The organism is Oleiharenicola sp. Vm1, from assembly GCF_047777955.1.
Classification (GTDB): domain Bacteria; phylum Verrucomicrobiota; class Verrucomicrobiia; order Opitutales; family Opitutaceae; genus Didemnitutus.
The window spans coordinates 3863469-3888891 of record NZ_CP180537.1 but is presented as its reverse complement, the minus strand read 5'-3'; the positions used below and the strand labels follow the sequence as shown (position 1 = coordinate 3888891).

General features: G+C 64.5%; 23 protein-coding genes. 8 read left to right on the top strand and 15 right to left on the bottom strand.

Annotated elements, in window-relative coordinates; all coding sequences use genetic code 11:
- Positions 1–29 precede the first annotated feature (29 nt).
- The 15 genes from ACMYLB_RS18740 to ACMYLB_RS18670 all read right to left on the bottom strand — a co-directional run bounded on the left by ACMYLB_RS18740 (position 30) and on the right by ACMYLB_RS18670 (position 14840).
- Entirely contained in the window at positions 30–959 is a 930-nt protein-coding gene (locus tag ACMYLB_RS18740) for a methyltransferase domain-containing protein (protein ID WP_415908464.1), read from the bottom strand.
- Between the two features lie 6 nt (positions 960–965).
- Complete coding sequence (locus tag ACMYLB_RS18735) at positions 966–1979, bottom strand: NAD-dependent epimerase/dehydratase family protein (RefSeq protein WP_415908463.1); 1014 nt, start codon at positions 1977–1979, stop codon at positions 966–968.
- 7 nt (positions 1980–1986) lie between these two features.
- Positions 1987–2823 carry a methyltransferase, TIGR04325 family gene (locus ACMYLB_RS18730; RefSeq protein ID WP_415908462.1) on the bottom strand — a complete coding sequence of 279 codons (837 nt, stop codon included), beginning with the start codon at positions 2821–2823 and terminating at the stop codon, positions 1987–1989.
- Positions 2820–4100 (bottom strand): lipopolysaccharide biosynthesis protein, encoded by a 1281-nt coding sequence (locus ACMYLB_RS18725; protein WP_415908461.1) that lies wholly within the window; start codon positions 4098–4100, stop codon positions 2820–2822. Before ACMYLB_RS18725 ends, ACMYLB_RS18730 begins: the two co-directional genes overlap by 4 nt.
- Positions 4097–5239, bottom strand: a complete 1143-nt coding sequence (locus ACMYLB_RS18720) for a CgeB family protein (RefSeq protein ID WP_415908460.1) — start codon at positions 5237–5239, stop codon at positions 4097–4099. Before ACMYLB_RS18720 ends, ACMYLB_RS18725 begins: the two co-directional genes overlap by 4 nt.
- Positions 5236–6336, bottom strand: a complete 1101-nt coding sequence (locus tag ACMYLB_RS18715) for a DegT/DnrJ/EryC1/StrS family aminotransferase (RefSeq protein ID WP_415908459.1) — start codon at positions 6334–6336, stop codon at positions 5236–5238. The genes ACMYLB_RS18720 and ACMYLB_RS18715 overlap by 4 nt, the downstream gene beginning before the upstream one ends.
- A 253-nt stretch (positions 6337–6589) precedes the next feature.
- Positions 6590–7765, bottom strand: coding sequence for an acyltransferase family protein (locus tag ACMYLB_RS18710; protein WP_415908458.1), 1176 nt, complete (start codon positions 7763–7765; stop codon positions 6590–6592).
- A 112-nt stretch (positions 7766–7877) separates the two neighbouring features.
- A complete protein-coding gene (locus ACMYLB_RS18705; RefSeq protein WP_415908457.1) occupies positions 7878–8519 on the bottom strand; it encodes an HAD family hydrolase in 642 nt (213 codons plus the stop codon).
- Positions 8516–9175, bottom strand: a complete 660-nt coding sequence (locus ACMYLB_RS18700) for an NAD-dependent epimerase/dehydratase family protein (protein ID WP_415908456.1) — start codon at positions 9173–9175, stop codon at positions 8516–8518. The genes ACMYLB_RS18705 and ACMYLB_RS18700 overlap by 4 nt, the downstream gene beginning before the upstream one ends.
- Positions 9176–9219: 44 nt before the next feature.
- On the bottom strand, positions 9220–10305 hold the full coding sequence (locus ACMYLB_RS18695; protein WP_415908455.1) for a carboxylate--amine ligase: 1086 nt from the start codon (positions 10303–10305) through the stop codon (positions 9220–9222).
- Positions 10302–11309: a Gfo/Idh/MocA family protein gene (locus tag ACMYLB_RS18690; protein WP_415908454.1), complete on the bottom strand. Its 1008-nt coding sequence runs from the start codon at positions 11307–11309 to the stop codon at positions 10302–10304. The genes ACMYLB_RS18695 and ACMYLB_RS18690 overlap by 4 nt, the downstream gene beginning before the upstream one ends.
- A gap of 35 nt (positions 11310–11344) precedes the next feature.
- Complete coding sequence (locus ACMYLB_RS18685) at positions 11345–11716, bottom strand: FG-GAP repeat protein (RefSeq protein WP_415908453.1); 372 nt, start codon at positions 11714–11716, stop codon at positions 11345–11347.
- 36 nt (positions 11717–11752) lie between these two features.
- On the bottom strand, positions 11753–12142 hold the full coding sequence (locus ACMYLB_RS18680; protein WP_415908452.1) for a hypothetical protein: 390 nt from the start codon (positions 12140–12142) through the stop codon (positions 11753–11755).
- 210 nt (positions 12143–12352) lie between these two features.
- Positions 12353–14146 (bottom strand): hypothetical protein, encoded by a 1794-nt coding sequence (locus tag ACMYLB_RS18675; protein ID WP_415908451.1) that lies wholly within the window; start codon positions 14144–14146, stop codon positions 12353–12355.
- A complete protein-coding gene (locus ACMYLB_RS18670; protein WP_415908450.1) occupies positions 14136–14840 on the bottom strand; it encodes an ABC transporter permease in 705 nt (234 codons plus the stop codon). Before ACMYLB_RS18670 ends, ACMYLB_RS18675 begins: the two co-directional genes overlap by 11 nt.
- 218 nt (positions 14841–15058) lie before the next feature.
- Here ACMYLB_RS18670 and ACMYLB_RS18665 point away from each other — a divergent pair, with 218 nt between their 5' ends.
- The 8 genes from ACMYLB_RS18665 to nrfD all read left to right on the top strand — a co-directional run bounded on the left by ACMYLB_RS18665 (position 15059) and on the right by nrfD (position 25423).
- Positions 15059–16408, top strand: a complete 1350-nt coding sequence (locus tag ACMYLB_RS18665; protein WP_415908449.1) for a TolC family protein — start codon at positions 15059–15061, stop codon at positions 16406–16408.
- A complete protein-coding gene (locus ACMYLB_RS18660) occupies positions 16408–17547 on the top strand; it encodes an efflux RND transporter periplasmic adaptor subunit (protein ID WP_415911117.1) in 1140 nt (379 codons plus the stop codon). Before ACMYLB_RS18665 ends, ACMYLB_RS18660 begins: the two co-directional genes overlap by 1 nt.
- Positions 17548–17556: 9 nt before the next feature.
- Positions 17557–18819 carry an ABC transporter permease gene (locus ACMYLB_RS18655; protein ID WP_415908448.1) on the top strand — a complete coding sequence of 421 codons (1263 nt, stop codon included), beginning with the start codon at positions 17557–17559 and terminating at the stop codon, positions 18817–18819.
- Positions 18816–19514, top strand: coding sequence for an ABC transporter ATP-binding protein (locus tag ACMYLB_RS18650; RefSeq protein WP_415908447.1), 699 nt, complete (start codon positions 18816–18818; stop codon positions 19512–19514). The genes ACMYLB_RS18655 and ACMYLB_RS18650 overlap by 4 nt, the downstream gene beginning before the upstream one ends.
- 367 nt (positions 19515–19881) lie before the next feature.
- Entirely contained in the window at positions 19882–20025 is a 144-nt protein-coding gene (locus ACMYLB_RS18645) for a hypothetical protein (protein WP_415908446.1), read from the top strand.
- 27 nt (positions 20026–20052) lie between these two features.
- Positions 20053–20706, top strand: coding sequence for a cytochrome c3 family protein (locus tag ACMYLB_RS18640; protein ID WP_415908445.1), 654 nt, complete (start codon positions 20053–20055; stop codon positions 20704–20706).
- Positions 20706–24002 (top strand): TAT-variant-translocated molybdopterin oxidoreductase, encoded by a 3297-nt coding sequence (locus tag ACMYLB_RS18635; protein WP_415908444.1) that lies wholly within the window; start codon positions 20706–20708, stop codon positions 24000–24002. Before ACMYLB_RS18640 ends, ACMYLB_RS18635 begins: the two co-directional genes overlap by 1 nt.
- Positions 24002–25423, top strand: a complete 1422-nt coding sequence (gene nrfD / locus ACMYLB_RS18630; protein WP_415908443.1) for an NrfD/PsrC family molybdoenzyme membrane anchor subunit — start codon at positions 24002–24004, stop codon at positions 25421–25423. The genes ACMYLB_RS18635 and nrfD overlap by 1 nt, the downstream gene beginning before the upstream one ends.

The following is a 25423-nucleotide window of genomic DNA, read 5'->3' as shown; positions in this document are numbered from 1 at the left end:
GCAAAGCGCCGCGCGTGGCCGCGGGTCGATTAGGCTCGGCGTTTCCGCGAGCCGATCCACGAACTCATGCCGGCGAGGATGTCGTGCGGTTTGTCGGCGAAGCGGGGCGCGAGGCGGATATTTCCCGCCCGGAGGGCGGCGCGCACTTGCCCGTCCGGGTGACACTCGTGGTGGATGACGTCGTGGCCGGCGCGAGCGTAGAGGCTCTCGTAGTCGTCGGCGCGCAAGCGGTTCATGAACATGTAGCGGTTGCCCGCCAGCCGGTCCCACTGCGCGTCGTCGAATTGCAGGAAATGGATCGGGCTCAGCGAACGGTCGGTATGGGAGAAGTGATCGGAGTGATCGATGAGGTGAAGGGCGATGCCGTCGGGCCGGAGGATCCGCGCCGCCTCGGCCAGCAAGGGAACCAGAATCGAAGCCGGGATGTGCTCGAACACCGTGAACGAAAAATGGAGGTCGACCGACGCGGCGGGCAGAGCGAGGCGCGTCGCGTCCGCGGGCGCCAGGTAGTGAAGGCCGCAGAGCGCGAACAGCTGGTCGCGTGTGCCGCCCGCTTCCACGAGGCGGGCCAACGCGGCCACCCGCGCAGGATCGACGCGGGGGTGGCCGCAAAATTCCTCGTCCCGTAGCAGCGCGCGCAGGTCGAGGTTGAGGGTGTGGTCGTTCAGGTATCGGTGCAGGTCGACGGTGTGGATACGTTCCGCCCCCATCAGCCACAGGCACACCGGGAGCGTCACTCGCCGGCCGGTGCCGACCTCGACCGCGCGGGCTCCTCGGATCTGGACGCCACATGCGGTCGCCTTTTCGGCCAGCGCCAGCGCCGCGTCCTGGTAGATGCGGTTCTTTGCTTCGCGGAAGGAGCCGTTGAGCGTCTGGAGCGCGTAGTAAAGGGGATTGCCTATCGGTTCTGGCAACGCGCCAAGAAAGGCCTGCAGGCGGGCTTTGGTGGTCCAGCGCATGCGGGGTCAGGTGTAGCGGTCTAGGTGCCGGCGAAAATAATCGACGGTGGCGCACAATCCCTCGGACAGAGCGACCTGCGGCCGCCATCCGATCGCGGCCTCGATCTTGCGGAAATCGGAGTAGTAGTCGCCAATGTCGATTTTCTTGCGCTCGGCGGGAAAGCTCTTGATGGCGACGGTGCCTTGCCCCGCGATCTCGACGAGCCGGTGGGCGAGGTCGAGCAGCGAGATTTTCTCCGTCGATCCCAGATTGAAGATGGCACCTGTGGTGTCGGGATGCTGAGTGACGTTGAGCAGAGCGGCCACCACGTCGTCGACGTAGTTGAAGTCGCGCAGCTGGTTGCCTTCCCACACCTCGACCGGGATGTCGGTAAGGATCTGCTTGATCCAGATGCCCAGGAAGGTCTGGCGTGCGTCCTTGATGCGCATGCGGGGCCCGTAGGTGTTGGTGAGCCGCAGCACGCGCGTCCGCAGACCATAGACGTCGTGATAGAGCTGGTGGAACTGCTCGCCGGCGGCTTTGTTGACGCCGTTCACGTCGACGGGGCGGATGGGGTGGCGTTCGTCCACCGGGAGGTATTGGGGCTTGCCGTAGATTTGGCGCGTGCTTGCGAACACGATCTCGATTCCCGGATTGAAGTGCCGGCAGGCCTCGAGGATCGCGAGCTGGGCTTTGGCATTGATGTCCAGATCGGTGAACGGGTCCCGCATCGAATCGAGGTGGCTCGTTTGCCCGGCCAAGTTGAACAGCACGTCCTGACCCTGAACGAGGTAGCGGAGGCTAAACTGGTCGCGCACGTCAGCGATGTTGATCGTGATGCCGGCGGGCGCATCGTCGAGGTTGGCGAGGTTGCCGCCGTATTCGGGGATCAGGCTGTCGACAACCGTGACGTGCGCTCCGGCCTGCGCTAGGATGCGCGCCAGGTTGGAGCCGATGAAACCTATGCCTCCGGTGACGAGGACGCGCTTGCCGACAAAGGGCTGGGTCGCGGCGCGCAAAAAATCGGGAAGGGCATCCATGGCAGGGTCAGGCGGCGGGGAGAGCGGCGTAGAAGTAGCCGCGGTAGACGGAAGCGGGGCCGAGGTGCAGCGCGTAGTCAGACGCGGCGAAGCTAAAAACCAGACGGTAGCCGGCGTCAAAGTGTGCGACTAGGCGCTGTTCGTTGAGAAACCATGCCGGATACGATGCGGGATAGATCGACGGAGGGTTGTGCTGGACGGTCAGCCGATCGGTTGTCCCGACGTGCAGGGCGGTCCGATCGAGCAACACGAATGCCGGGCGATGGGACAGCAGTTCCTTGAGCATCGCGTGCGGTGCGGGAAGATACTGTAGCACGCTTGAAAGGAGGAGCACATCACTCTCTCCCTCGGAGAGCGCGGCGGCGACGTCGGCGTGGAAGCGGAGCCGTTCGTCAGCGAATTCACGTCGTCCGCATTCGACGTAGTGCGGCTGCTCGATCACGGTCCAGCGCACCTCGCGGAGGGGCGCAAGAAAAGGGCGGAGCTGAAAAAACGTGCTGCCCAGCGCACCGCCGAAATCCAGCACGCGCAGGCGCCCACTCTGCTGGTTCGCGACATGGAGCAGGGCGGCGAGGGCGTGAAGAGGATAGTCCGGCCTTGGCAGGATCACGGCATCGCGTTCGAAAAGGGCGGGATTGTCGCGGGCCAGCGCGGTTGCGCGGCGCGTGTGTTCGAGAATGGCCGGATCGGCGTAGCCGCTGGCCGCCTTCGCCGCGTCCGGCCACGAGGCGTAGTTGCCCGCAAACACCGTGCCGTCGCCGCGCAACCGACGCAGCAGGTAACCGCCGCGCCGGATCAAGCCGGGCGGCGCCAGGTCGCGGAGGGCGAAATTTTTGCGGGTCATGGGCGGCAATACTTCAGGCACAGGCGATAGTGGAGCACCCCGAACGCCGCAATCAACCACACGATGGCGGAAAACACCGCGTCGAATCCGAGGTAGCCGTGGGCGGCGAGCGCCAGCACGCCGAGCATCGCGCCGGTTCGCGTGAGGTCCCAGAGCAGCTGGAGCCGCAGGCGGTTGACGATCGTGAGCGTCACCATCACCGGCCACACGGCGTAAGCGATGCCGTAGGGCACCGCGAGGAGGCGGGCGAGCCTGCCCGCGTCGTGCCAGCCCTCGCCAAACGCGAAGGCGAACAACTGCGGTCCGGCCAGGGCCAGGGCGGCGAAGGCGGGAAACCCCAGCCAGCATGCCAGTCGCAACGTGCCATTGAGCGCCTCCGTCGTGGCGCGCGGGGAGTCGGCCAACGCCTGCCGCAGTCGATGGGCGAAGGTCTGCGACAGCGGGGTGCCGATCAGCGTCGTGGGGAGGCCGGCGACACGTTCGACGACGGAATATGTGCCGAGGGCGGCCAGGCCAAAATAACGTTCAATGATGAAGGCCGGCAGGGAAAACCCCAGCGCGTTGACCAGCGACGAGCTGCCTGAGACGAGCGGGAACCGGCGGTATTCCCTTAGCGTGTGCGCCAGCGCGCCTGCGGAAAGGTCGGACCGCGCCGGTGCGCGGGCCAGGCCGCTCGCTGCGTAGAGCACCAAGGCACCGACCAGCCGGGAGGCAGCCTCGCCGAGCACGAGTCCCACTCCACCCCAGCCGGCATACGCGGCGGTCAGCTGTGCCCCCGCTGAACAAAAGCTCTGGATCCAGCGTGCCCGGGCGATGCCGTCGAACTGGCCGTGGCGGATCATCCACTGTGTGAAGGTCAGGCTGGCGCCGGAAATCGCGATCACTCCTCCGACGGTCCAGCGGAGGTGCGCGAGGGCGTGCCAAGCGGGCGTGTCGAACACGGCCGCTAGGACGCCGAGGCCGGCGGCAGTCAGCACCCCGGTTGCCGCTGCCGCGAGGCAGGCCAGCACGACGAGGCGCACCGCGGTCGCCTCCTCGGCCGGCTGGAGCAACGCGTATTCGAACCGCAGGCACGCGACGACCGCCGCGAACGTCGTGACGGTGAGATACCCCTGCAGCAACCCCAGCGCGTCTGGGCCCGCTTGGCGTGCCACCAGCGGGACCGCCGCTAGAGAAATGACTTGGCTGGCAAAGCCAGCGCCTGCCAGCTGGGCCATGCCTCGTGGCAGGATGCGCTCCAGCAGCGCGCGGAGGCGGAAGGATGGCGCGGCGTTCATCGCCCGCCCGTTCCTGCCTTGAGCCGCGCCTCGATCAGGCCTTCCAGTTCGGCCGCCCGATGGGCAAAGGTGTGCGCTGCGAGGGTGCGACGCTGCCCGCGCGCGCCGATCTCGGCGGCGGCGGAAGCATGATCCAACAGCCAGCGCACCCGCTCGACGCATTCCTCGATGGAGCCGTAGGTCACCACCTCCGAATCGAGCGCGAAGATCTCGTCCAGGTCGCGCCGCGCATCGGTCACTAAGCAGGCGCCGGCGCCGGTGGCCTCGAACAAGCGCATGTTGCCGGCCGAGGGCTGCGCCATCGCGATGTGGCAGTTCAGGGTGATGTCGGATCGAGCCAGCTGGGCAAACATCGCCCTCCCGTAGAGGGGGCCGTGGGTGCGGCGACGCAACGGGGAGAAAAAATGCTCCACCACCTGACGGGCGCGGCCACGGCGCAGCGAGCCTACGAGCAGCCGCGGACGGACCGCCGCGAACGAGTCGGTCCAGATTTCGAGTGGCATTTGTCGGGCGAGTGCGGCCAGCCAGCGATGCCGTTCCGGATGCAGCAGGGGCGAGCAGCTGCCGAGGAAACTGACGGGGGTTCTCGGACCGTGCGTCTCCAATCCCTCCCTTACCGCCGGCTCGAAGGCATGCCGGAATTGATGGGCGTCAACGCCCGCGGCTCGCCAGGTGGCGACTTGGTGGCCGGCGGGGCTCAGCACCAGCGCGTCGTCGGGAAAAAACTGCCGCGGGTCGCCGTCCAATCCCTGGTGGCAGACCACCAAACGGAGCGAGGGTAGTTCCGCGCACAACGCCTGCACGCGCACCGGGGAGAACAGGTAGCAGTCGTCCACGAACAGCACCTCCGGTCGCGTGCGGTGGAGTTGTTCGGCGACGATGTGCAACGGATCCTGTTTGGACGCCGCACCATTTTCCTGGAGCCACTTGGCCTGCAGCGCGGCGTAGTTGGCGACGAAATGTGCGGTCACGTGGCCACGGGCGGCGAGATGGCGCGTCAGGTGGTTGGACCAGCCGAACGCGTCGCGCACCAGTCGCTCATAGTGTTCCGCATAACCCAGCGCGGAGAGCCCGGTGTGTCGGCGCTCGAAATCCGCGACATAGCCCGGGTAGAGCGTGGTGACGTGCGCCAGAATCACCGGGCGTAGAATTCGCGAATGCTGGCGACGACGTAGTCCAGAGCTTCACCTGTCATCTCCGGATACAGGGGCAGCGAGAGGATTTCTCCCTGATGCGTGGCCGCACGGGGAAAATCCGCAGGCTGGTGCTTCAGGTAGCCGTAGGCCGGATACAGCGGCAGGGCGCGCGGGTAGTTCAGCACCGTGGCGATACCGCGGGCCTGCAGGTGCGCGCGCAGCGCGTCGCGCTGCTTGGTCCGGATCATGTAGAGATGGAAGACGTGGGTGCGATCGGCCCGAATAACCGGGCAGCGGACATCGCCCGCGCCGGCAAGTTTCATGGTGTAGGTCGCCGCGAGTTCCTGCCGGCGTTGCGTCCACCCGGCGAGGTGCGGCAGTTTCGCGCTCAGGACCGCGGCATGGAGGCCGTCTAGCCGGCTGTTGATGCCCTCCATCACATGATCGCCCTTGCCGCCATGACGGGCGAACAAAGTGGACCATTCTGCCAAACGGGTGTCGTTGGTCACGAGGCAGCCGGCGTCGCCCATCGCGCCGAGGTTCTTGCCCGGGTAGAATGAGAAGGTGGCCGCGTGCCCCAGGGTGCCGACGAGACGGCCCTTGTAGGTCGCGAGGTGTGCTTGGGCGCAGTCTTCGATCACCCACAAGTTGTGCTTCTGCGCGAGCGCCATCAGGGGGTCCATGTCGGCGGGCTGGCCGCAGAGGTGAACGGGGATGATGCCGACGGTGCGCGGTGTGATCTTGGCGGCGACGGCGGCAGGATCGATGGTGAAGGTGTCGTCCTCGGTGTCGCAGAAGACGACCTTCCCGCCGGCTTGGGTGATGGTCTCACTGGTCGCGATCCAGGAATGTGCCGTGGTGATCACCTCGTCGCCCGGCTTGAGGCCGAGTCCACGCATGAGAATGTAGAGCGCATCGGTGCCGTTCGCGCAGGACACGCAGTGCTTCACGCCCAGGGTGCGGGCCCATTGCTGCTCGAATTCGTCGACGAACCGGCTTCGCACGAATCCCGACTCCTTGATCACCGCGGCGATGGCGGCGTCGAGTTCGGGGCGAATCGACAAATATTGAGCATACAGATCGACGAACGGGATTTTCATGAGAGGGTTCATTTAGCAAAATTTTTCGGCGCTAGGCAAAGCGTAATCGCATCAGAGTTCGCAACCAAAGGGGTATTGGATGGGAGAGTTCCAATATCTGCAGGTGCATGCCCCCTTCGGCCCCATTGCTTAAGTGACCCCGACGCCCGGGGTCTAGATGTCTGCGAGAGAACCGTGACGCTACCGAAACCAAAAGGGGAAGAAATGCGATCGACACTGGATAGAAGGGAGAACTGCGCGAGCAGCGACAGCGTTAGGTATAGGTGGCGCGGTGGCCGAGCCGAAGGAAAGGCCGCTCCAACCAATAATATGACGCGGCGCCAGTGCCCAGCGTGACCAGCAGCGCAATGACCAGCAGCAGCCCGTTATACCAACTGTCGAGAACCCGATTCCGTTCCGCCGCCTTGAAGACGATGATCACAACGATCCCGTGCAGAAGGTAGACACCGTAGGAGATCTGACCGAGCCAGATCAAGGGCTGAGACCTCAACCATCGTGTGCGCGGACTGCCAGCATTGAGAATAATTAACAAAAGCGCTAAGACGTAGAGCGCGCCTAGCAGGGTGTGCCCCCAAATTGACATATGGAATCCGATATTGCGTGCGATTGCCAGATCCAGCGCCACGGCACCTCCTGCCAAACAGCCCAAGCCCCAGCGCAGCGAACGGAGGTGACGATCGACCCAATCGCAGCCTCGCCGCGTGCGCAATGCGTAAGACAGAAGCCCCCCCCAACAGAGTGCATCAAGACGACAGGGCAGCCATGTATACGCGGGAAAATCATCGCCCCCAAAGTGGAAGTAACTCCAGATGCGGAGCAATGGCGCGCAAATCACGCCGCCAGCAAGAATCCACGGCAAGGCTTGCCGGGAGCATCGAACGATGAGCGGGAAGAAGACATAAAATTGCTCTTCGATCGCGAGAGACCAAGTAGCGCTCAACCATGCCGCCCCGTAGGTGCCGAAGATGGACATGAAGTAGTTTTGTGTGAATCCAACATAAGCGAGCACGGGAATTGGGCCGCTGAACAGCTCGCCTTGCATATCGAATGCCTTTGCGAGAGCAAACAGGGAAATGAGCAGATAGTAAACCGGGAAAATTCGGCAAATCCGGCGCAGGTAAAACGTTTTATAATAGTTATTTGACTGGCGTTTATCGATCAAAATGCCGCCAATCAAAAAACCGGAAAGCACGAAGAATAAATCGACTCCGCTGCGGAATATAATCAGCGACTGCTTAAAAGTTGGGACCCATGCGTCGCGATGCTGCTCAATTCCGCTCGGGGGTAGCGTGACGCCTACGTAATGCCAAAGCACCACCATTGTGATGGCAACCCCTCTTACTCCGTCTAGCTCAGGAAACCGCATGTCAGACGTGAGTTCGAAAGCCGATGAGGGTGGCGCTGGTTCGGTTTCGGGAAACGATTTCACGCGGGAAAGGTCGCTACTCAATGGCGAAGTGTTAGTATATAATTATATTATATCGCAGTTCGCATTTTATATTAGACTGAATGGGTTGGGGTATATAATCATTATTGAATTTTTATGAGAGAATTAATTCTCGAAGTTTATTGGCGCTTGGCAAAAGGTGGTCTGGTTCGTGGGCGCGGAGGAAGGCCTCGCTGCGAATGCCGTTGCACACCGCGACCGTGCGCAGCCCGAGCGCGCGGCCAGCGAAAATTTCCGTCTCGGTGTCGCCGATGATCCAGTCGACGCCGGGCGCAGGGAGCACGCAGCCCGTGATCAAGTCGCGCTTCAGCTGCCAGGCCGGCGCCGCAGTCTCCTGTCCGCTGAGCACGGCCACGAAATGCCAGGTGAGTCCCAGGCGTGCGAGCTGTCGCTCCAGCGCATCGCGACAGCGCCGGACGGTCACCAAGTAGAGCGAGTGCTGCGCGGCGAGTTCCGGCAGCAGTTCGGTCAGGCCGGGCTGCAGGAGGTCGTCGCGGAGCACCGCGTCGTCCTCGATGCGCCGCAACCGGTGCGCGCGGAAGCCGTCCAACGCTTCCGGGCCTACACCGCTGCGACGCAGGAGTTCGGTGTCGGACGCGCGTTCGCGCTTGAGCTGCCAGAAATCCTCGACGTCAAGCGGGGTGCCGCGGGCGGCGCGAATTCCCTCCGCGTAAACCCGGTGATGGCGGAACTTCACCTCTAGGATGGGACCGTCCAGATCGAAAAAGAGTTTCATCGCGGAGAGCCGTGGCGCAGCGCGTCGGCGCACTGGACGAGTTGGACGAACAGCCGGCGGTGCTCCGGAGACAGGTCGTCCGGCGCGGCGTTGGCGGCGGCCGCGGCAACGAGCCGCGCGAGCGCGTGGTTTGCGATCGAGACGCCGCGCGGCTCGACCAGTCCGCGGCCGCGCAGCGCGGCGGCGAGAGCGTCGACCGCGTCGCCGATCCAGAGGTATTCGCGAATGTCGTCGGAAAGAAACGGCGGCGGCGGGGCGCCAAGCACGTGTTGGCGCAGGAGCACGGGAATCAGCTTCGATTCCTGGCGCTGGCCGGGCCCGAACACGCTCGGCAGCCGGACGATGCACGCGGACGCGGCACCGGCGACGACCGCCTCAGCTTCGAGTTTTGATCGCGCGTAATCGGACAGCGTCGTGCGGCGCACGTCGGCGGTCGATGCCAGGACGAAATGCGCCTCCGGGTATTTCTCGCGCAGCCGGCGCGTGCCCTCGACATTAACGTTGCGGAAAGCCGCGCTGGGCACCGGCGTGCGGTGGGGGATGGCGGCTGCGAGGTGCACGATGGCGGCAAAAGCTTCCGACGGGAACGCCGCGGCCTCGCGAACGTCGCCCGCTAACTCGGTCACGCCGCAGCCGTCGTCGTGCAGCCGTGACACCAAGCTCCGGCCGATGAACCCGCGCGAGCCGGTGACAAGGACCTTCACTTGAGTCGGGCGCGCGTGCGTTCGAACTCCGCGCGGGCGGCTTCGAAGTCGGCGCGACGAATCATGACCGGCTCAATGTCGATGCCTCGGATCCACAGCAGCCCGCTTTCGCAAGGGTTGCAGACGCCGTAGGGGCCGCGATACTCGCCGAAGGCAAGAGCGACGAGGATCTCGGGCATGTTGCAGCCGGCGCGCGTGATGAAATGGTGCGTGGTGAAAAACTTCGCGATGTTGATCTCAGTGGGGTTGGGCACGCCACGGAGATCGTAGGTGAAGTCGACGCTGAAGATGCCGTTGGGGGTAGGGTCGGCCGCGCGGATGCACCGCACCGCCAACTCGTCGAGTTGGGGATCGCCGATGGTTTCGCCGACGCCCGTGAGGCCGGTGACGCCCGACTGCGCGCGGTTGCCGAAGGCCCAGTTCAGCCGGCGACGGCCTTGGGCGACGACGAGTTTGCCGTCGTGCCAGATTGACTGCCACGTTACCGTTTCCTTGCTCAGGTGCTCAGCGGCGACGGCATGGCCCCAGGCTTTGGTGGCGTTGAGATGGTCGAGGGCGGTCTCATACGTCGGCCGGGAGAGGGATCCTTTGCCGGCCGCCCCGACGGTCTCGCGGATCCAGATGTCGGCGCCGAAGCGGTCGAAAGCGCGGCGCAGGTCCGCCGGTTCGTTCAGGAAGATGTTTTCGGGCACCTTGATGCCGGCATTCTGCCAGATCTGATAGGAGCTCCATTTGTCGCGCAGGAGCTCGATCGTGGCCTGTGCCGGCATGAACAGGCGGCAGCCGGTGGCTGCGATCTCGGCGCGATATTTGCCGATTGTGAACGCCTCGATTTCGGGCTGCGAATGAAGGAAGTCGACTTTCTCGCGGCGGATCAGGTCGACGAGAAAGGGGATGTAGCCGGGATCGGTGGCCTTCGGGCAGATGAAAAACGCGTCGACTTCGGAGCGGTGGATGTTGAACGGGTCGCAGTCCGTGCCGATGAGGCGATATTTCGTCCGCGACGGGTCCGCGTCGCGGAGGCTGCGGGTGAAGCTGAGGGTCGAGGGCCCGCCGGAAGCCGTGGCGAGGATGGTCTTCATGTGCGGGTGGCGGTGGCTTGTTCCAAGATCGAGACGACCTGCCGGGCGTGCGCGAGGCCGGTGAGCGGCGTTGCGGCTTGCCGGATGCAGTCGACGAAATGCTGGGCTTCGACGCGGAGCGGTTCCACCCAGTCGATCTTCGGCAACAGGACGTCGCCGGAGCGATAGTTGAAGTTCCAGTTTCCCGGCGCGTCGTAGTCCATGTTTTCGCCGACCTTGGCGACGCGATCGACGCCCTTGTCGAAGATGGCGATCTTGTCCTCCGCCACGTCGTCGTAGACCACCATCTTCTTTGAGCCGACAACGACGATCTTGCGGACCTTCTGCGGATCGACCCAGCTCACGTGAATGTTCGCCATCACCTTGTTGGGATAGCGGACGGAGAGGAAGACCACGTCCTCGATCTCTTTCTGGAGAAATGCGACACCCGTGCGGTGCACCGCGAGCGGACTCGGATCACCGAGCCAGTATTGAATGATGCTGATGTCGTGGGGTGCGAAGTTCCAGAGCGCATCGATGTCCGAGCGCACCCGGCCGAGGTTGAGGCGCTGGCTGTAGATGTAGCGCAGGTCACCGAGTTCGCCGCGTTCGATCAGCTTGCGGACATAGCGGACGGCGTTGTTGAAGAGGAAGGTGTGTCCGGCCATGACGACACAGTTCTTGGTCCGGGCGAGTTGCTCGATCGCGTCCACCTCGCTCACGCGCGTCGCCAGCGGCTTCTCCACAAACACGTGCTTGCCCGCCGTGAGGCATTGCATCGCCAGTTCAAAATGGGTCGCGGCGGGCGTGGCGATGACGACACCATCCACTTCCGTCGCCGCCAATACCTCCGCCAGGCTGCTCGTCACCCGGAGGCCGGGAATCGCGGCTTGGGCGAATTTCTGTCGGGCCGGATCCGGCTCCACCAGCCAGGCCACGCGGCAGCCCGGCAGCGCGTTGAAATTTCGCAGAAGATTCGGACCCCAATATCCGCAACCTACTTGAGCGAGAGTGATTGTGCGCATGTCGCGCTCAGGTTCATCACGCGTGTTGTGGCGAGTCAAGCGAGGCTGTTGTCAACGAAAACTCCGTGGCGCGAGCGACCATAGCGAGGAGGAGGAGGGCGATGAGGTTCAGTTGCGGAGCCCGAGTCCGGGACGGTTGCCGAGGTCAACCCAGCCGCGGCTTTCGAGATTCGCGAGCAGCCGGAGGCCGAGCTGCCCCGTCCAGGGTTATACCACACGATGTCGGAGTAGTTATTGCCGTTGAAGTCGCCAATGGCGACGGTCCAGCCGGGATGGAAGACGCGCGAGACGGTCTCGCTGACGCTGAAGCCATTCATCACGATCACAACCTTTTCGCCGGTCTGTGGGTTCTGTGCTAGGCTGTCGTAGTTTTGGTCGCCATTGCAGTCGGCGTGGGCCGCTTTCATGCCGCCGATCGTAGCGACGAGTCCTTTGGGATAGATTTAGTGGATGGTGTAGTTGTGGCTGTCGGCGACGAAGAGGATGCCGTCGCGGCCTACGACGATCCTCGTGGACGTATCGAAGCGAGCCGCGCTGGCGTGACCGTCCGCGTTGCCGGATTCGAGGAGCGAGCCGGCGAACGTGCTCACCATGCCATCGGGCGTGATCTTGCGGATCGTGGGATTGTTGGAGTCCGATACGAAGATGATGCCCTGATCGTTGATCGTGATGCCGTCGGGGTAGTTAAAGTGGGCGGAGTGCGCTTCGTTGTCCACCGCGACCCAGATGCCTGGCGTGCCGGCGAACGTGCTGACGTTGCCTGCCATCGTGACGCGGCGGATGACGGTGTTGCTGTAGTCCGTGACAAATAGGTTGCACGGAGGTGCGGCCATAACAGGAGTGCGACAAGAAATCCGCGCCGTAACAGTTGATTCGGGGCTCTGATGATCATCGTGAGGAGGGGGGCTGCCCGACCTTGGCGCACCGTGAGGCCCGGCATACGGGGCGACCACGGTTGCCGGCGGGCCGCCTTGTCCCTTCGTCGCGGCTCTTCCTCCGTGCTCGCGCGGGCGCGACCTGGGGGAGTCCCACCGTTGTGCGGACTATTTGCGCACGGCGGTGACCGAGCCCTCCGCGTCCTTCACGAGTGGCTGGAAGCCCGCTTTGCGCAGCAGATTCTCGTCGACCGTGCTCAATGCCACTTCGTAGGAATTCCAGTGTTCGGACAGCCGCGCGGCTGTGGAGCCTGGGGTCTCGGTCGATGTTGGTCGCGCTTGGACGAACAGGACGTTGCGTGCGGTCGGGTTGGCCCTGTAGGCGGCGGTCACGTTGAGGTCGTCGACTGGGCTCCGGCGCTGCGGGTAATGATACAACCGGTGTTCGTAGAGCGGGCTCAGCGCGTTGGGCTGCGGATGGCGGATTTCCCAGACGAAAAGCGCCGTCGGCGAGCCGACGAGAAACGCCGAGTGATTCTCGCTCGCTGCAGCCAGAGGCGCGATCGCGCGGTCCAGATTCCGAAGCGCCAGGTCGTCCGGCACCTTGGCGGTCGAGTGCCACCAGCGGTTGTAGACCGGGCCTCCGCCCGGTAGCGTTGCCAGCAGCAGGACGGCCACCGCCGCCGCAATCACGCCTCGGATTTCAGGGGGGATTCCGCTGCCGGTCCGATGCCGGACCGCGAGTCCGGCGAGGGCGACAAGGGCGAAACCATTCGGGATCACCAGCAGCACCCGATGGAACAGCAGGAAGCCCGCACCGTTCGCTTCGGCCAGCCCGTGCGCCAACAGGTAGCCGGAAGCCGGGTGCAGGAGCAGCAGCAGTGGTCCGAAGGTGAGCGCGGTCAGCGAAGGGTAACGTCTCCAGACAACGAGCGCGGCGAGGGCGTTAATCCACCCGACGAGGCCCAGGATCTGGTTGGTCCGGGCGAACGCGGGACCACCGAGACAGAGCAGGTCGACCCCATACCAGTGGTTGAGCCAGCCTTGGGCGCGCGCAGTGGCGACGAGGGGAGTTGGCCCCAACAGCCAGAGCAGCGCAGCTGCCAGCATCGCGATGCCGGCCGTCGCGGCTAACCGGCGCACGTTGCGCATCAACACGGCGAACAGCAGTCCCGCCGTCCCCACCGCAGCCAGCCCGAATCCTTGGCGATGACTCCAGTAGATCAAGAATGCCCAACACCCTCCTTGGACGAGGACCTCGCGGAGCGGAGGAACTTTACGGAGCCACCGCGCCACGGATGCCAGCAACGCGACGACGGCAATTTGAGCCCACGGAGTGGACGAAAAACCGTAATAGCGGAGAAAGGAGAAGGTGTTGTTTCCGAGCACGAGGCTGTGCACGAGTGCAGCAACGAAAGCCAAGCGCCGGTCGAACCCAAGTGAGCGTGCCAGCCGATAGCTCACCCAGCTGAAGAGCAGGCTGACTCCGGTCCCGTAGAGCGCCAATGCGGTGAACTGCCCTCCCTCCGGCGCGATCCTCCAGAAGGAATAAATGAAGAAATAGGCCGCTTTGGTGGGCTCGGGATGCTGGTCGACGAAAGCGCAGTTCGCCCAAACAGTGATGCGCCGCAGATGCTCCCATCCGTCGGCCGGAAATTCTAGGTAGGGCCCGGGTGCACAGTAGAAGGCGCCGAGCAGCAGCCAGGGCGCAGCGAAGCCCAGCACGCGGCGCGAGCCCCAGCGCTGCCATTGCTGCACCGCGAGGAGCACGGCGCCGGTGAGATGGAGCGCATGCAACAGCCAGAAGATCGTGAGCAACGACGCCGGCCCCGAGGTGGCTGGCAAGTGGCCGAGGCGGAACACGGCAAACGCCGCCACATAGGGAAGGAGACAAGCCCATCCCGAAGCAAAGTAGCGGCGCAGATCGCGATGAAAATTCGCGAGTGTCGAACTAGAGAACATCCGCGAAATGGCAGCGCAACCGCTTGAACGCGGTGGCGCCCACCACGAGCAGCAGCGCCGCCGAGGCATAAAGATACCCCACGTGCACCGGATTGGGCGAGCGGTGCCAGAACGTCACCGCGCGTGCCTCATCGATGAAATGGATGAGCGGGTTGAAGCGCAAAAAATACCACACGCCTCCCGGAATCTGGCTCACCGGATAGAACACCGCGCTGGCGAACAGCAGCGCGAGGGCGAAGAATTGCGTCACTTGTGCGATGTCGCGCCAGAACACCCCGAGTGCCGCGAGCGCCAGCGCGACGCCGAAGGCGCCGATCAGCAGCGGCAGCAGGATCACCGGCAGCCACAGCACTCCCCAGCCCAGCGGGGCACCCGTGACGAGCGCGCCGATGAACACCAGGCTGAGCGTGATCCCAAAGTGCAGCGCGGCCGAGCCGACCGCGGCCGCCGGCAGGATCTCGAGCGGGAACACCACCTTCTTCACGAAGTTGGGGTTGGCCAGGATGAGCGTCGGCCCCAGCGCCATGATTTCAGAGACGAAGTGATGGATCGCCAGCCCGAGAAAAACGACGAGCGCGTATTCGATCCGCGTTTCCGCCGTCGCGTCGGCCCGGAAGCGGCCGCCGAAGATGAAACCGAACACCAGCACGTAGAGCGCGAGCAGCAGCAGCGGCGTGACGATGCTCCAGATCAACCCGAGGTGCGTGCCCTTGTGTCGCAGCTCGACCTGGCGCTTGGTAAACTGCCACCACAGCGATTTATGCTGCCAAAGAGTTTTGAGAGTAGCGGCTGTCGCTCCGAACATTGTCACTGGTCTAGCGCTCATTGCGACTGAGTAGCAAGGGCTTTCCCCGAAGAGCCATTTCCGGATTGCCAATGCCTGCTCTTTGCGGCGCTTTGACGAAACTCGTTATGAAATTCCGCCCTACGTTTCTGTTTGTGGCTGTGCTGGGTGTTCGTGCGCTCTGGGCTGCGCCGGTGGACAATCTGGCCTTGCCGGAGCGCGCGATGCCGGGCCTGAGCCCCATCCTGCAGCAAGCCATGCAGCAGTCCCCGCGCATGCTTAGTCGTGCGCTCGATCTCGAAATCGCAGAAAATAACCGCATCGAGTCGCGCTCCAATCTGCTCCCCTACGTCGGCGGCAGCTATCGCCAGATCGCCTCGCGTGACGACCGCGCCGACTTGGCCGAGACCATCAACGTCAACAAGGTTTACTACGATTTCTCCATTACGCAACCAGTGTTCTACTGGGGAGAGCGGCGCAACAACTACCGCGGTAGCGAGATCGCGAAACAAATCGCCGAGGGCAACTATCGCGAGGCTTACCGCCAGCTCGCGCAGGAGTTACGCGGCAAATACGGTGCGCTGATCGTGCAGAAATCCCAGCTGGCGCGCGCTCGCCGGGCGCTCGCCTACGCGCAGCAGCAAGTAAAGATCGCCGAGGAGCGTCTCGCCAAAAAAGTAATTTCGGACCTCGAGATCTACCCGATTCGGCTCAGCGCTGAGCAGGGGCAAATCAATCTCGAACGCGTCGAGTTCGAATTCGACGCCGCCAAGCATGCCTTCGCGCGCCTCAGCGGACTTCCGTCTATCAGTGACGACCAGATACCGGACGAAGTGCCCGTCGTCGGCTACGATGCGTCGGCGGTTGACGAGTTGCTGGCGGCTTTCCTTTCAGCCAAGGATCTGCCGAACAACGAGGTGGTGAATCTCAGCCGGCAAGTCGAGATCCAGAACCTGCAATACCGGAATCAGAAAACACGCCTGCGCCCCAAGATGAGCGCCGTCTTGGGCACCAGCCAGGACGAGCAGAGCTTCTCCATCAATAACGCGGCAAAGTATCGCATCACGTCCAACTACATCGGGGTCTCAGTTTCTTGGACAATCTTTGACAGCTTTGCCACCCAAGCCGGCATCCGCAGCGCACTCGCCCGCCGTCGCCAAGCCGAAAGCGACCTTGCCGAGGCCAAGGATCGCATCGCTCAGCAGGCCCAGGCGCAGGCCCGATTCATCAATTTTGCTGCGCGCACGATGGCGATTTCCGATCGCTCGCTCGTTGCCGCTGAGTCGAACCTGCGCGCTAAGCAGGCCGAATTCAAGCGAGGCGTGGCGTCGGAGTCCGACGTCTCCCTTGCCGAGCTCGCGCTCTACGACCAACGCTATTACGCCTATAACGCACGTCTGGATTATTTGGCGAAAATCGGCGAATTTCTCGGCACCTTGAGCCAAGACCCGCTGGCCGCAGCACTCCCTGTCAAGTGATGAAAGCGAAAACATCCGGCAGCCGGTGGCCGTTGCGCATCGGCCTCGTGATCGTCTTCCTCGCCGCTTTGGTGTGGGGAGTCGGTTTCCTCATGCGCCCGGTGGCGTTAGTTGCGCCAGCCGAGCGCGGCACCGCCGTCAATACCGTGCAGGGCACGGTTGAGGTTAAAGCGGAGTTCGCCAATGAGCTGAAGAGCGAGGTGGGCGGACGCGTGCTCGCTAGCGCGCTCGACGTCGGTAAGCGCGTCTTCCGCGGCGACGTCTTGGTGCAGCTCGACACCGGCGACATCGATCTCGAGATCGAGCGCATCAAGAACGAAATCGCCGCCGCCAAGCGCAAGGTCGAGGTCGGCTCCACCTTGCGCGCCGACGTGCTGAACATGCGCGACACCGTCGCGAATTATGCTCGTCAGGCCGAGGCCGGGGTCTACCCGCAGGTCGAACTCGAGAAACAGCGCCGTTTGCTCCAGCAGCTCGAGCAGCGCATGGACCTCGACGAGGTAAATTTGAAGCTGTCGCTCCAGACGCTGGAGAACAGCCTGCGTTCAAAGGAACGCGAGCGCACCAAAATGACCGTCATCGCTCCGGCCGACGGCGTCGTCACCGCCGTGCTTGCGCGTGTGGGCGATCTCATCGGCGGCAACACCCCCATCGCCACCGTCATGGCCACGACCCGCACCGTGGAGGCCAAGCTAAGCGAGGAAAAATTCGCCACGGTGAAGGTCGGCCAGAAGGCCTCGGTGCGATTCCTGACCTATGGGGCCGACCAATACAATGCGGTCGTTTCAAAAATCCTCCCTTCGGCCGACTCGGCGACACAGCGCTACACGGTTTTCCTCGACGTCTCCCTGCCCGAAGGGCGCGTGCTCGTGCCCGGTCTGACCGGCGAGGTTAGCATCATCATTTCTGAGCGTAAAAATGCGGTTCTCATACCGCGCCGCGCTCTGATCGGCGATTACGTCTACGTCGTCAATGGCAGCCGGCTTCAGCGACGCAAAGTCGAGAAGGGCTACGAGGGACTTAACCAAGTCGAGATCACCAAGGGTCTGCAGACGGACGAACTCGTTGTTGTCGAGGAGCAGGACCGCTTCCGCGACGGCGACAGCGTGCGCACGCAGGCCGTGCGGACGCAGCAGTAGTTTTCTCGCGTGGCCGCCGTTACGACGAATCTCCGCATCGCCGTCCGCTTCCTGACCGCCAAGAAGCGCTCGATGCTCATGAGCCTCGCTGGCATCGTCTTTGGTGTCGGCTTCTTCATCGTCACGCAGGCGCAGACGAGCGGTTTCGAAGACTTCTTCATCAAAACCATCCTCGGCACCAACGGTGCCATCCGAATCGAGGACAAGTTCCAGGACACCATCTACGCGATGTCCGCCGCGGGGCACGATGCGAATGCAAGCAAGTTCCTGGTCTCGGCCCGCGAGGGGCGCAAATATATCGAAGGGGTGGAGGACCCCGAGCTCCTGATGCAGGCGCTGAAGGAGTTCCAGAACGTCTCCGGCGCCTCCATGGTCGTGCGCGGCTCCGTTGTCGCCGACAGCTCCTTCAAAAACGACACTGCCCAAGTCTACGGCATCCGTCTCGAAAACCATCTCGCCGTTTCCGATCTCGAGCACCAGATCTCGCGCGGCTCGTTGGAAGATTATCGCTCCACGCCCACCGGCGTGCTCTTGGGGTCCGTGCTCGCCAGCCGTCTACAGGTCAGCGTCGGCGATTCGCTCATCCTGCGCGCCGGCGACCAGCAGCGCCGCTACCGCGTCAGCGCTATCTACGAGACCGGCGTGAGTGATATCGACAAGGTCCGGATCTACATGCACCTCGGGGAGGCGCGTTCGCTTCTCAAGAAAACCACTGGCGCAAGTTTCATCCAGGTGGCCCTCTTCGATAAGGATCGCGCCCCGCAGGATGCCGCTCAAATGGAAAATGTTTTCCGTCACGGCGCGCAAGGCTGGCAGGAGCGTGAGAAAACCTGGCTCGAGGTATTTCGAGCGCTGCGCGTCTCCTCAGCCCTCACCGTTTCGACGATCATCCTTATCTCTGGCCTGGGCATGTTCAATACGCTTGCGATGATCGTCATGGAGAAGACCAAGGAAATTGCGATCCTCCGCTCGATGGGCTACACGCGGCGTGACATCTCGCATATTTTCATCTGGCAGGGGACGATCGTGCTGATCATCGGCACCGTTCTCGGATGGGCCTTCGGTGCTGGCGTGACCTACGGTGTCTCCAAGCTGCCGATCCGCATCCGCGGCATCTTCACCACCGATAGCTTCGTCGTCGCGTGGTCGATCTGGCATTATGTGGCGGCAACCGTCACCGCGGCGATCGTCGTCATGACTGCCTCCCTCATCCCCGCGCGGCGTGCGGCCAAGCTGGAACCGGGCGACATCATTCGCGGCACCTCGCAATGAGCATCCCGACGCCAACCCTGCCGATCGCGCTTCGTTGCGAGAACCTGCACCGCTACCTCGGCCAGGGCGAGGGGCGCGTCCACGTCCTGCGCGGCGTCTCGTTCGAGGCCCATCCGGGGCGCGTCACGGCCATCGTCGGCCCGTCCGGCTGCGGCAAATCCACGCTGCTCTACCTGCTCGGCCTCCTCGACCGCCCGGACGACGGCTCGATCTGGATCCGCGAGCAGCTGATGTCGAACAGCGGCGACCTCGAGCGCACTGCCGCGCGCGGCGAGCACATCGGCTTCGTCTTCCAGTTCCACTTCCTCATGCAGGAGTTCTCCGCCCTGGAGAACGTCATGATGCCGATGCGCAAGCTCGGGAAGTTGTCGGAGAGCGAGATGGCGGCCCGCGCCCAGTCGCTCCTCGGCGACGTCGGCCTCGGGGAGAAGACCCACCGCCTCGCCACCCAGCTTTCCGGCGGCGAGCAGCAGCGCGTGGCCATCGCGCGCGCGCTCGCGAACCAGCCGGCGATCATCCTCGCCGACGAGCCCACGGGCAACCTCGACCAGAAGAACTCCGCCATGGTCTTCGACCTCCTGACGCGCCTCGCGAAGGAGAACGGCCAGGCGGTCGTGCTCGTCACGCACAACCCCGACATCGCCAACCGCTGCGACGAGATCCGTCCGATGCGCGACGGCGAGTTCGTGTCCTGAGCCTCCGCCGGCGCCCGCCGGCGCGCGCGCCCTCCCAGCTTCGGCCGCGGGGCGCGACGCAAAGTGTGTCATCGCCCCGCGGTCCCTCGCGCCGCCGCCGCGACCGCGTGCGCGCGCTGCCGCCGGGGCAGGGGAGCAACGCCTCCCCGTTTTTCCCTCTGAAAAAGCGCGGCCCGCGGCCACCGATCGCGCGACCGCCGGGCGATTAGCGGCAGGCGCGCAAAATCTCCCGCGGGCTAATACCCCCCGGGCGCCGGACGCGCATGGAATTTTTGTTTTACTTCCCAAGAACGGCTTCCTTTTCTGGCCGCTCCGAACCACACACACCGTGAACCCAAATTGTTCGCGCAAATCGTTTTTTGCCAAATTGGGCGGCCTCGTCGCCGCCGTTGGCATCCTTCCCAAGGTCCTCGCGAAGTCCGAGCCGCGCGCGGTCGCGCCCACGGTGCCGACCGAGATCGCGTTGCGCCCCGAGCAGCGCGCCGTGCCCCGCCAGGAAGGCACGTTCTAACCGCCCTGCGCTCCTTCCCCTCGACCCATGTCGAAGATCTTCCCGAAATCCGCGAACGCTCTGCCGCTGCAGATCGTGATCTTTTTGTTCGTGCTCGGCAGCGTCGCGACCGCCGCCGTCACCTACTACTCGACGCCGAAATACCTTCGCGTCGGTTACCAGCCGATCCAGCCGGTCCCCTTTGACCACTCGCTCCACGCGGGCAACCTCGCGATCGACTGCCGCTACTGCCACGCCTCGGTGGAAAAGTCCGCCACGTCCAGCGTCCCCACGGCGCAGACGTGCATGAACTGCCACTCGATCATCAAGCCCCAGAGCCCGCTGCTCGAGCCGGTGCGCAAGAGCTACGAGACCGGCGAGCCCGTGCCGTGGGTCAAGATCCACCAGGCCCCCGACTACGTCTACTTCAACCACTCCGTGCACGTGGATCGCGGCGTGAGCTGCGTCGAGTGCCACGGCAAGGTGAACGAGATGTCCGTCGTCTGGCACGACAAGTCCCACTCGATGGGCTTCTGCCTGGATTGCCACCGCGACCCCGCTTCGCGCATCCGCAAGCCGGAGGACGTTTTCAACCTCAACTCGAAGACCGTGGCCGAACAGGCCGGGCTCGAGGAGGCCCACAAGATGATCAAGGACTGGAAGGTTAAGCCCCCGCAAAGCTGCTCTGGCTGCCACCGCTGATGAAACGCAAATTTGACCATCCCGCCGCTCCCGCGAACGGCCCCCGTTACTGGCGCAGCCTCGACGAGCTCGCCGCCACGCCCGGTTTCCGCGAGCAACTCGCCCGCGAGTTCCCCGACGGCGCCTCCTCGATCGAGGGCGTCGACCGCCGTCAGTTCATGAAGATCATGGCGGCCTCGTTCGCGCTCGGCGGCATCGGCCTCGCCGGCTGCCGCCGCCCCGAGACGAACATCCTGCCCTACGGCAAGTCGTCCGAATACATCGTCCCGGGCCTCCCGCTCTACTACGCCACCGCCATGCCGCTGCGCCGCCACGCGCAGCCGCTCCTGGCCGAGACCCACCAGGGCCGCCCGACCAAGCTCGAGGGCAACCCGAGCTACGACCCGACCGGCGGCGCCAGCTCGCTGCTGGCCCAGGCCTCCGTCCTCGATCTCTACGATCCCGACCGCGCCACCCAGCACCTGCGCAACGGCAGCGCGATCGACACCGCCGCGGTCAACGACCTGCTCGCCGCGATCGCCAAGCAATACGCCGGCAACGGGGAAGGCCTCGCCTTCCTCGCCGACGAGTCCGCCTCGCCGACCCGCGCCCGCCTCGTCGCCGCCCTGAAGGCGAAGTTCCCGCGCGCCATCTGGGCCGAATACGAGCCGGTGCAGGACGAGGCGCCGGCCGAGGCCGCGCTCGCCTCCTTCGGCCGCCACGTGAAGCCGATCTACCGCTTCGCCAAGGCCAAGCGCGTCGTCGCGCTCGACGCCGACTTCTTCCATGCCGAGGGCGGCGCCCTCGAATACGCCCGCGCCTTCGCCAAGGGCCGCCGCGTCGCGAAGAAGGACGACCCGATGAACCGCCTCTACGTCGTGGAGAGCGCGTTCACCCTCACCGGCTCGATGGCGGACCACCGCCTCCGCCTCGCCAGCTCGCAGATCCTCGCCTTCGCCGCCGCGCTCGCCGGCCACGTCACGGGCAGCAGCGCCCACGCCGCGCTCGCCGCGGGCCTCGACGTCAATCCGAAGTGGATCGAGGAGTGCGCCAAGGACCTCGCGGAACACCGCGGCGAGTCGATCGTCATCGCCGGCGCGCACCAGCCCGCCGCCGTCCACGTCCTCGTCAACGCGATCAACGCCCACCTCGGCAACCTCGGCTCGACCGTCGAGTTCGTCGCCGCCGAGCCGCGCACGGCCTCCACGATCCAGGCGCTCGCCGCCGCGATCAAGGCCGGCTCGGTCAAGACCCTCTTCGTCCTCAACGGCAACCCGGCCTACAACGCGCCCGCCGACCTCGAGTTCGGCGCGCTGCTGAAGTCCGTGCCGGACGTCGTCCGCTTCGGCTACTACGCCGACGAGACCGCCGCGCTCGCGGGCACCACGCTCGCCGCGACCCACTACCTCGAGTCGTGGTCCGACGCGCGCACGCTCGACGGCACCATCGTGCCGATCCAGCCGATGATCCTCCCGCTCTTCGGCGGCCTGATGGAAGTCGAGCTCCTCGCCCGCCTCGCCGGCGAGCAGAGCCCCGACGCCTACGCGCAGGTCTTCACCACGATCGCCAGCCTCGCCGGCGGCGACAAGAAGGCCTTCGAGAAATTCCTCCACGACGGCGTGCTGGCCGGCTCGGCTTACAAGCCGGAGGCGGTCACGTTCCACGCCGCCACCGCCGGTGCGCTCCTCGCCTCGGCCTCCGCCACCACGGCGCCGGCCTCGGGCAATCTCGAGGTCCGCTTCGCCACCGACCACAAGATGGACGACGGCCGCTTCGCCAACAACGGCTGGCTGCAGGAGTGCCCCGACCCGATCACCAAGATCTCGTGGGACAACGCCATCCTCATCTCCCCGCGCCTGGCGAAGGAGCTCAAGGTTTACCCGCACGGCAGCAACCCGCAGGTCGCGCGCGTCGAGAACGCCGAATACCAGCAGGGCAAGGAGCTCGCCTACGTCGGTGAGGTCGAGGTCAACGGCCGCAAGGTCTCGGGCCCGATCCACATCCAGCCCGGCCTGGCGAACTACACCATCGTCCTCCCGCTCGGCTACGGCCGCACCCACTCGGGTCGCGTCGGCACCGGCGGCGGCTTCAACGCCTACACCGTCCGCACCAGCGCCGCGATGTCCTTCGCCACCGGCGCGAAGCTCACGGTGACCGGCACGAAGCAGAAGCTCGCCAACACCCAGGAGCACTGGTCGATGGAGGGCCGCGACATCGTGCGCGAGGCCAACCTCGACGAGTTCAACGCCAATCCCGCCTTCGTCGCCGGCATCGGCATGGAGTCGCACTCGCCGGCGATCTACGGCAAGGACAAGAACGCCCCGCTGGCCGTCAAGGCGACCGAAACCCAGCGCGGCCAGTCGCTCTACGAGCACCCGAACTTCGACGGCATCCACCAGTGGGGCATGTCGATCGACCTCAACACCTGCATCGGCTGCAACGCCTGCGTCATCGCCTGCCAGGCGGAAAACAACATTCCGATCGTCGGCAAGGACCAGGTCATGCGCGGCCGCGAGATGCACTGGATCCGCCTCGACCGCTACTACTCGGACGGCAAGGCCGACGCCGCCGCCTTCGGCGGCGAGGGCAACAAGGAGATTCCGGAGGATCCGCAGGCGGTCGTGCAGCCCATGACCTGCCAGCACTGCGAAACCGCGCCGTGCGAAACCGTGTGCCCCGTCAACGCCACCGTGCACGACGACGAAGGCATCAACACGATGGCCTACAACCGCTGCATCGGCACGCGTTACTGCGCCAACAACTGCCCCTACAAGGTTCGCCGCTTCAATTATTTCGATTTCAACAAGCGCGCGACCGACGCCCTCTACATGGGCCCGCTCGGCCACCAGAAGGAGATGCCGGAGCTGGTCAAGATGGTGAAGAACCCGGACGTCTCGATCCGCATGCGCGGCGTGATGGAGAAGTGCACCTTCTGCATCCAGCGCATCAACCAGGGCAAGATCGCCCAGAAGCGCAAGGCCGGCGCCAGCGGCGACGTCGAGGTGCCGGACGGCACCATCCGCACCGCCTGCCAGCAGGTCTGCGCGGTCGACGCCATCGTGTTCGGCAACATCAAGGACCCGCACAGCCAGGTTTCGAAACTCAAGGCGCAGGAGCGCGACTACGCGGTGCTCGGTTACCTCAACGTCCGCCCGCGTCTCACCTACCTGGGCAAGCTTCGTAATCCCAATCCGCACATGCCGGACTATCAGGCCCTCCCGCTCAGCCGGGTGGAATACAACAGCAAGAACCACCCGTCGCACGGCGAAGGCCATGGGGCCGCGCACGGTGAGGAGCAACACGGAGGGAAGCACTAATGGCTGCGCACTCCGCTGAGCACGCCGCTCACCCCATCCTCGCCGAGGTCAAGCCCGCGGTCCTCCCGCGCGCCGAGCTCGTCGAGCATCACCGCGACTTCAAGTGGATCACCGACAAGATCTGCGGCATGGTCGAAGGCACGACCCCCGCTTGGTGGTGGTGGTGCTTTGGCATCGCGGCCTTCGTCGCCTCGTTCACCGTCGCCGGCCTGATCTACCTCGTCGGCACCGGCGTCGGCGTTTGGGGTCACGCCAACCCGGTCAACTGGGCGTGGGACATCGTCAACTTCGTCTTCTGGATCGGTATCGGCCACGCCGGCACCCTGATCTCCGCGATCTTGTGCCTGCTGCGCCAGAAGTGGCGCACGTCGGTCAACCGCGCCGCCGAGGCGATGACGATCTTCGCCGTCGTCTGCGCCGCCATCTTCCCCGTGTTCCACGTCGGTCGCGTCTGGATGGCCTGGTATCTCTTCCCGATCCCGAACGCCAACTACATCTGGCAGAACTTCCGTTCGCCGCTCGAGTGGGACGTGTTCGCGGTCTCGACCTACGGCACGGTCTCGGTGCTCTTCTGGTATATCGGCCTCATCCCTGACCTCGGCACGCTGCGCGACCGCTTCACCGCCGCCGGCAACCTGCTCAAGGCGCGGATCTACGGTTTCTTCGCCATGGGCTGGCGCGGTTCCAACCGCCACTGGAGCAACTACGAGATGGCCTACCTCATCCTCGCGGGTATCGCCACGCCGCTCGTGCTCTCGGTGCACACCATCGTCTCGTTCGACTTCGCCGTCTCGCTGCTCCCCGGCTGGCACACGACGATCTTCCCGCCCTACTTCGTCGCCGGCGCGATCTTCTCGGGCTTCGGCATGGTGCTCACGCTCATGCTGCCGCTCCGCGCCATCTACCGCCTCGAGGATCTGATCACGCAGTATCACATCGACTGCATGTGCAAGATCACCTTGGCCACGGGCACCATGGTCGGCTACGCCTACTCGATGGAGTTCTTCATCGCGTGGTATGGCGCGAACCCGTATGAAGGCTTCGCGTTCATCAACCGCGCGTTCGGCCACTACGCCTGGGCCTACTGGATCATGATCGGCTGCAACGTCGTCACGCCGCAGTTCTTCTGGTTCAAGTCGATCCGCAACAACACCACGCTGGTCTGGATCCTCTCGATCTTCGTCAACGTCGGCATGTGGTTCGAGCGCTTCGTGATCATCGTCACCTCGCTCGCCCGCGACTTCCTGCCCTCCTCGTGGGGCTACTACTCGCCGTCGATCGTCGAGATCTTCACCTTCTTCGGCACCTTCGGTGTCTTCTCGTTCCTGTTCCTCCTCTTCATCCGCTTCGTGCCCATCATGCCGATGTCGGAAGTGAAGGCGGTCATCCCGCAAGCCGACCCGCACGGCTCGGGTCACTAA

What these genes read in the sequence shown, in the direction of transcription:
- ACMYLB_RS18740 (WP_415908464.1), bottom strand. Translation starts at nt 959, where the DNA reads ATGCGCTGGACCACCAAAGCCCGCCTGCAGGCCTTTCTTGGCGCGTTG.
- ACMYLB_RS18735 (WP_415908463.1), bottom strand. Translation starts at nt 1,979, where the DNA reads ATGGATGCCCTTCCCGATTTTTTGCGCGCCGCGACCCAGCCCTTTGTC.
- ACMYLB_RS18730 (WP_415908462.1), bottom strand. Translation starts at nt 2,823, where the DNA reads ATGACCCGCAAAAATTTCGCCCTCCGCGACCTGGCGCCGCCCGGCTTG.
- ACMYLB_RS18725 (WP_415908461.1), bottom strand. Translation starts at nt 4,100, where the DNA reads ATGAACGCCGCGCCATCCTTCCGCCTCCGCGCGCTGCTGGAGCGCATC.
- ACMYLB_RS18715 (WP_415908459.1), bottom strand. Translation starts at nt 6,336, where the DNA reads ATGAAAATCCCGTTCGTCGATCTGTATGCTCAATATTTGTCGATTCGC.
- ACMYLB_RS18705 (WP_415908457.1), bottom strand. Translation starts at nt 8,519, where the DNA reads ATGAAACTCTTTTTCGATCTGGACGGTCCCATCCTAGAGGTGAAGTTC.
- ACMYLB_RS18695 (WP_415908455.1), bottom strand. Translation starts at nt 10,305, where the DNA reads ATGAAGACCATCCTCGCCACGGCTTCCGGCGGGCCCTCGACCCTCAGC.
- ACMYLB_RS18690 (WP_415908454.1), bottom strand. Translation starts at nt 11,309, where the DNA reads ATGCGCACAATCACTCTCGCTCAAGTAGGTTGCGGATATTGGGGTCCG.
- ACMYLB_RS18685 (WP_415908453.1), bottom strand. Translation starts at nt 11,716, where the DNA reads ATGAAAGCGGCCCACGCCGACTGCAATGGCGACCAAAACTACGACAGC.
- ACMYLB_RS18680 (WP_415908452.1), bottom strand. Translation starts at nt 12,142, where the DNA reads ATGGCCGCACCTCCGTGCAACCTATTTGTCACGGACTACAGCAACACC.
- ACMYLB_RS18675 (WP_415908451.1), bottom strand. Translation starts at nt 14,146, where the DNA reads ATGTTCTCTAGTTCGACACTCGCGAATTTTCATCGCGATCTGCGCCGC.
- ACMYLB_RS18665 (WP_415908449.1), top strand. Translation starts at nt 15,059, where the DNA reads ATGAAATTCCGCCCTACGTTTCTGTTTGTGGCTGTGCTGGGTGTTCGT.
- ACMYLB_RS18660 (WP_415911117.1), top strand. Translation starts at nt 16,408, where the DNA reads ATGAAAGCGAAAACATCCGGCAGCCGGTGGCCGTTGCGCATCGGCCTC.
- ACMYLB_RS18650 (WP_415908447.1), top strand. Translation starts at nt 18,816, where the DNA reads ATGAGCATCCCGACGCCAACCCTGCCGATCGCGCTTCGTTGCGAGAAC.
- ACMYLB_RS18640 (WP_415908445.1), top strand. Translation starts at nt 20,053, where the DNA reads ATGTCGAAGATCTTCCCGAAATCCGCGAACGCTCTGCCGCTGCAGATC.
- ACMYLB_RS18635 (WP_415908444.1), top strand. Translation starts at nt 20,706, where the DNA reads ATGAAACGCAAATTTGACCATCCCGCCGCTCCCGCGAACGGCCCCCGT.
- nrfD (WP_415908443.1), top strand. Translation starts at nt 24,002, where the DNA reads ATGGCTGCGCACTCCGCTGAGCACGCCGCTCACCCCATCCTCGCCGAG.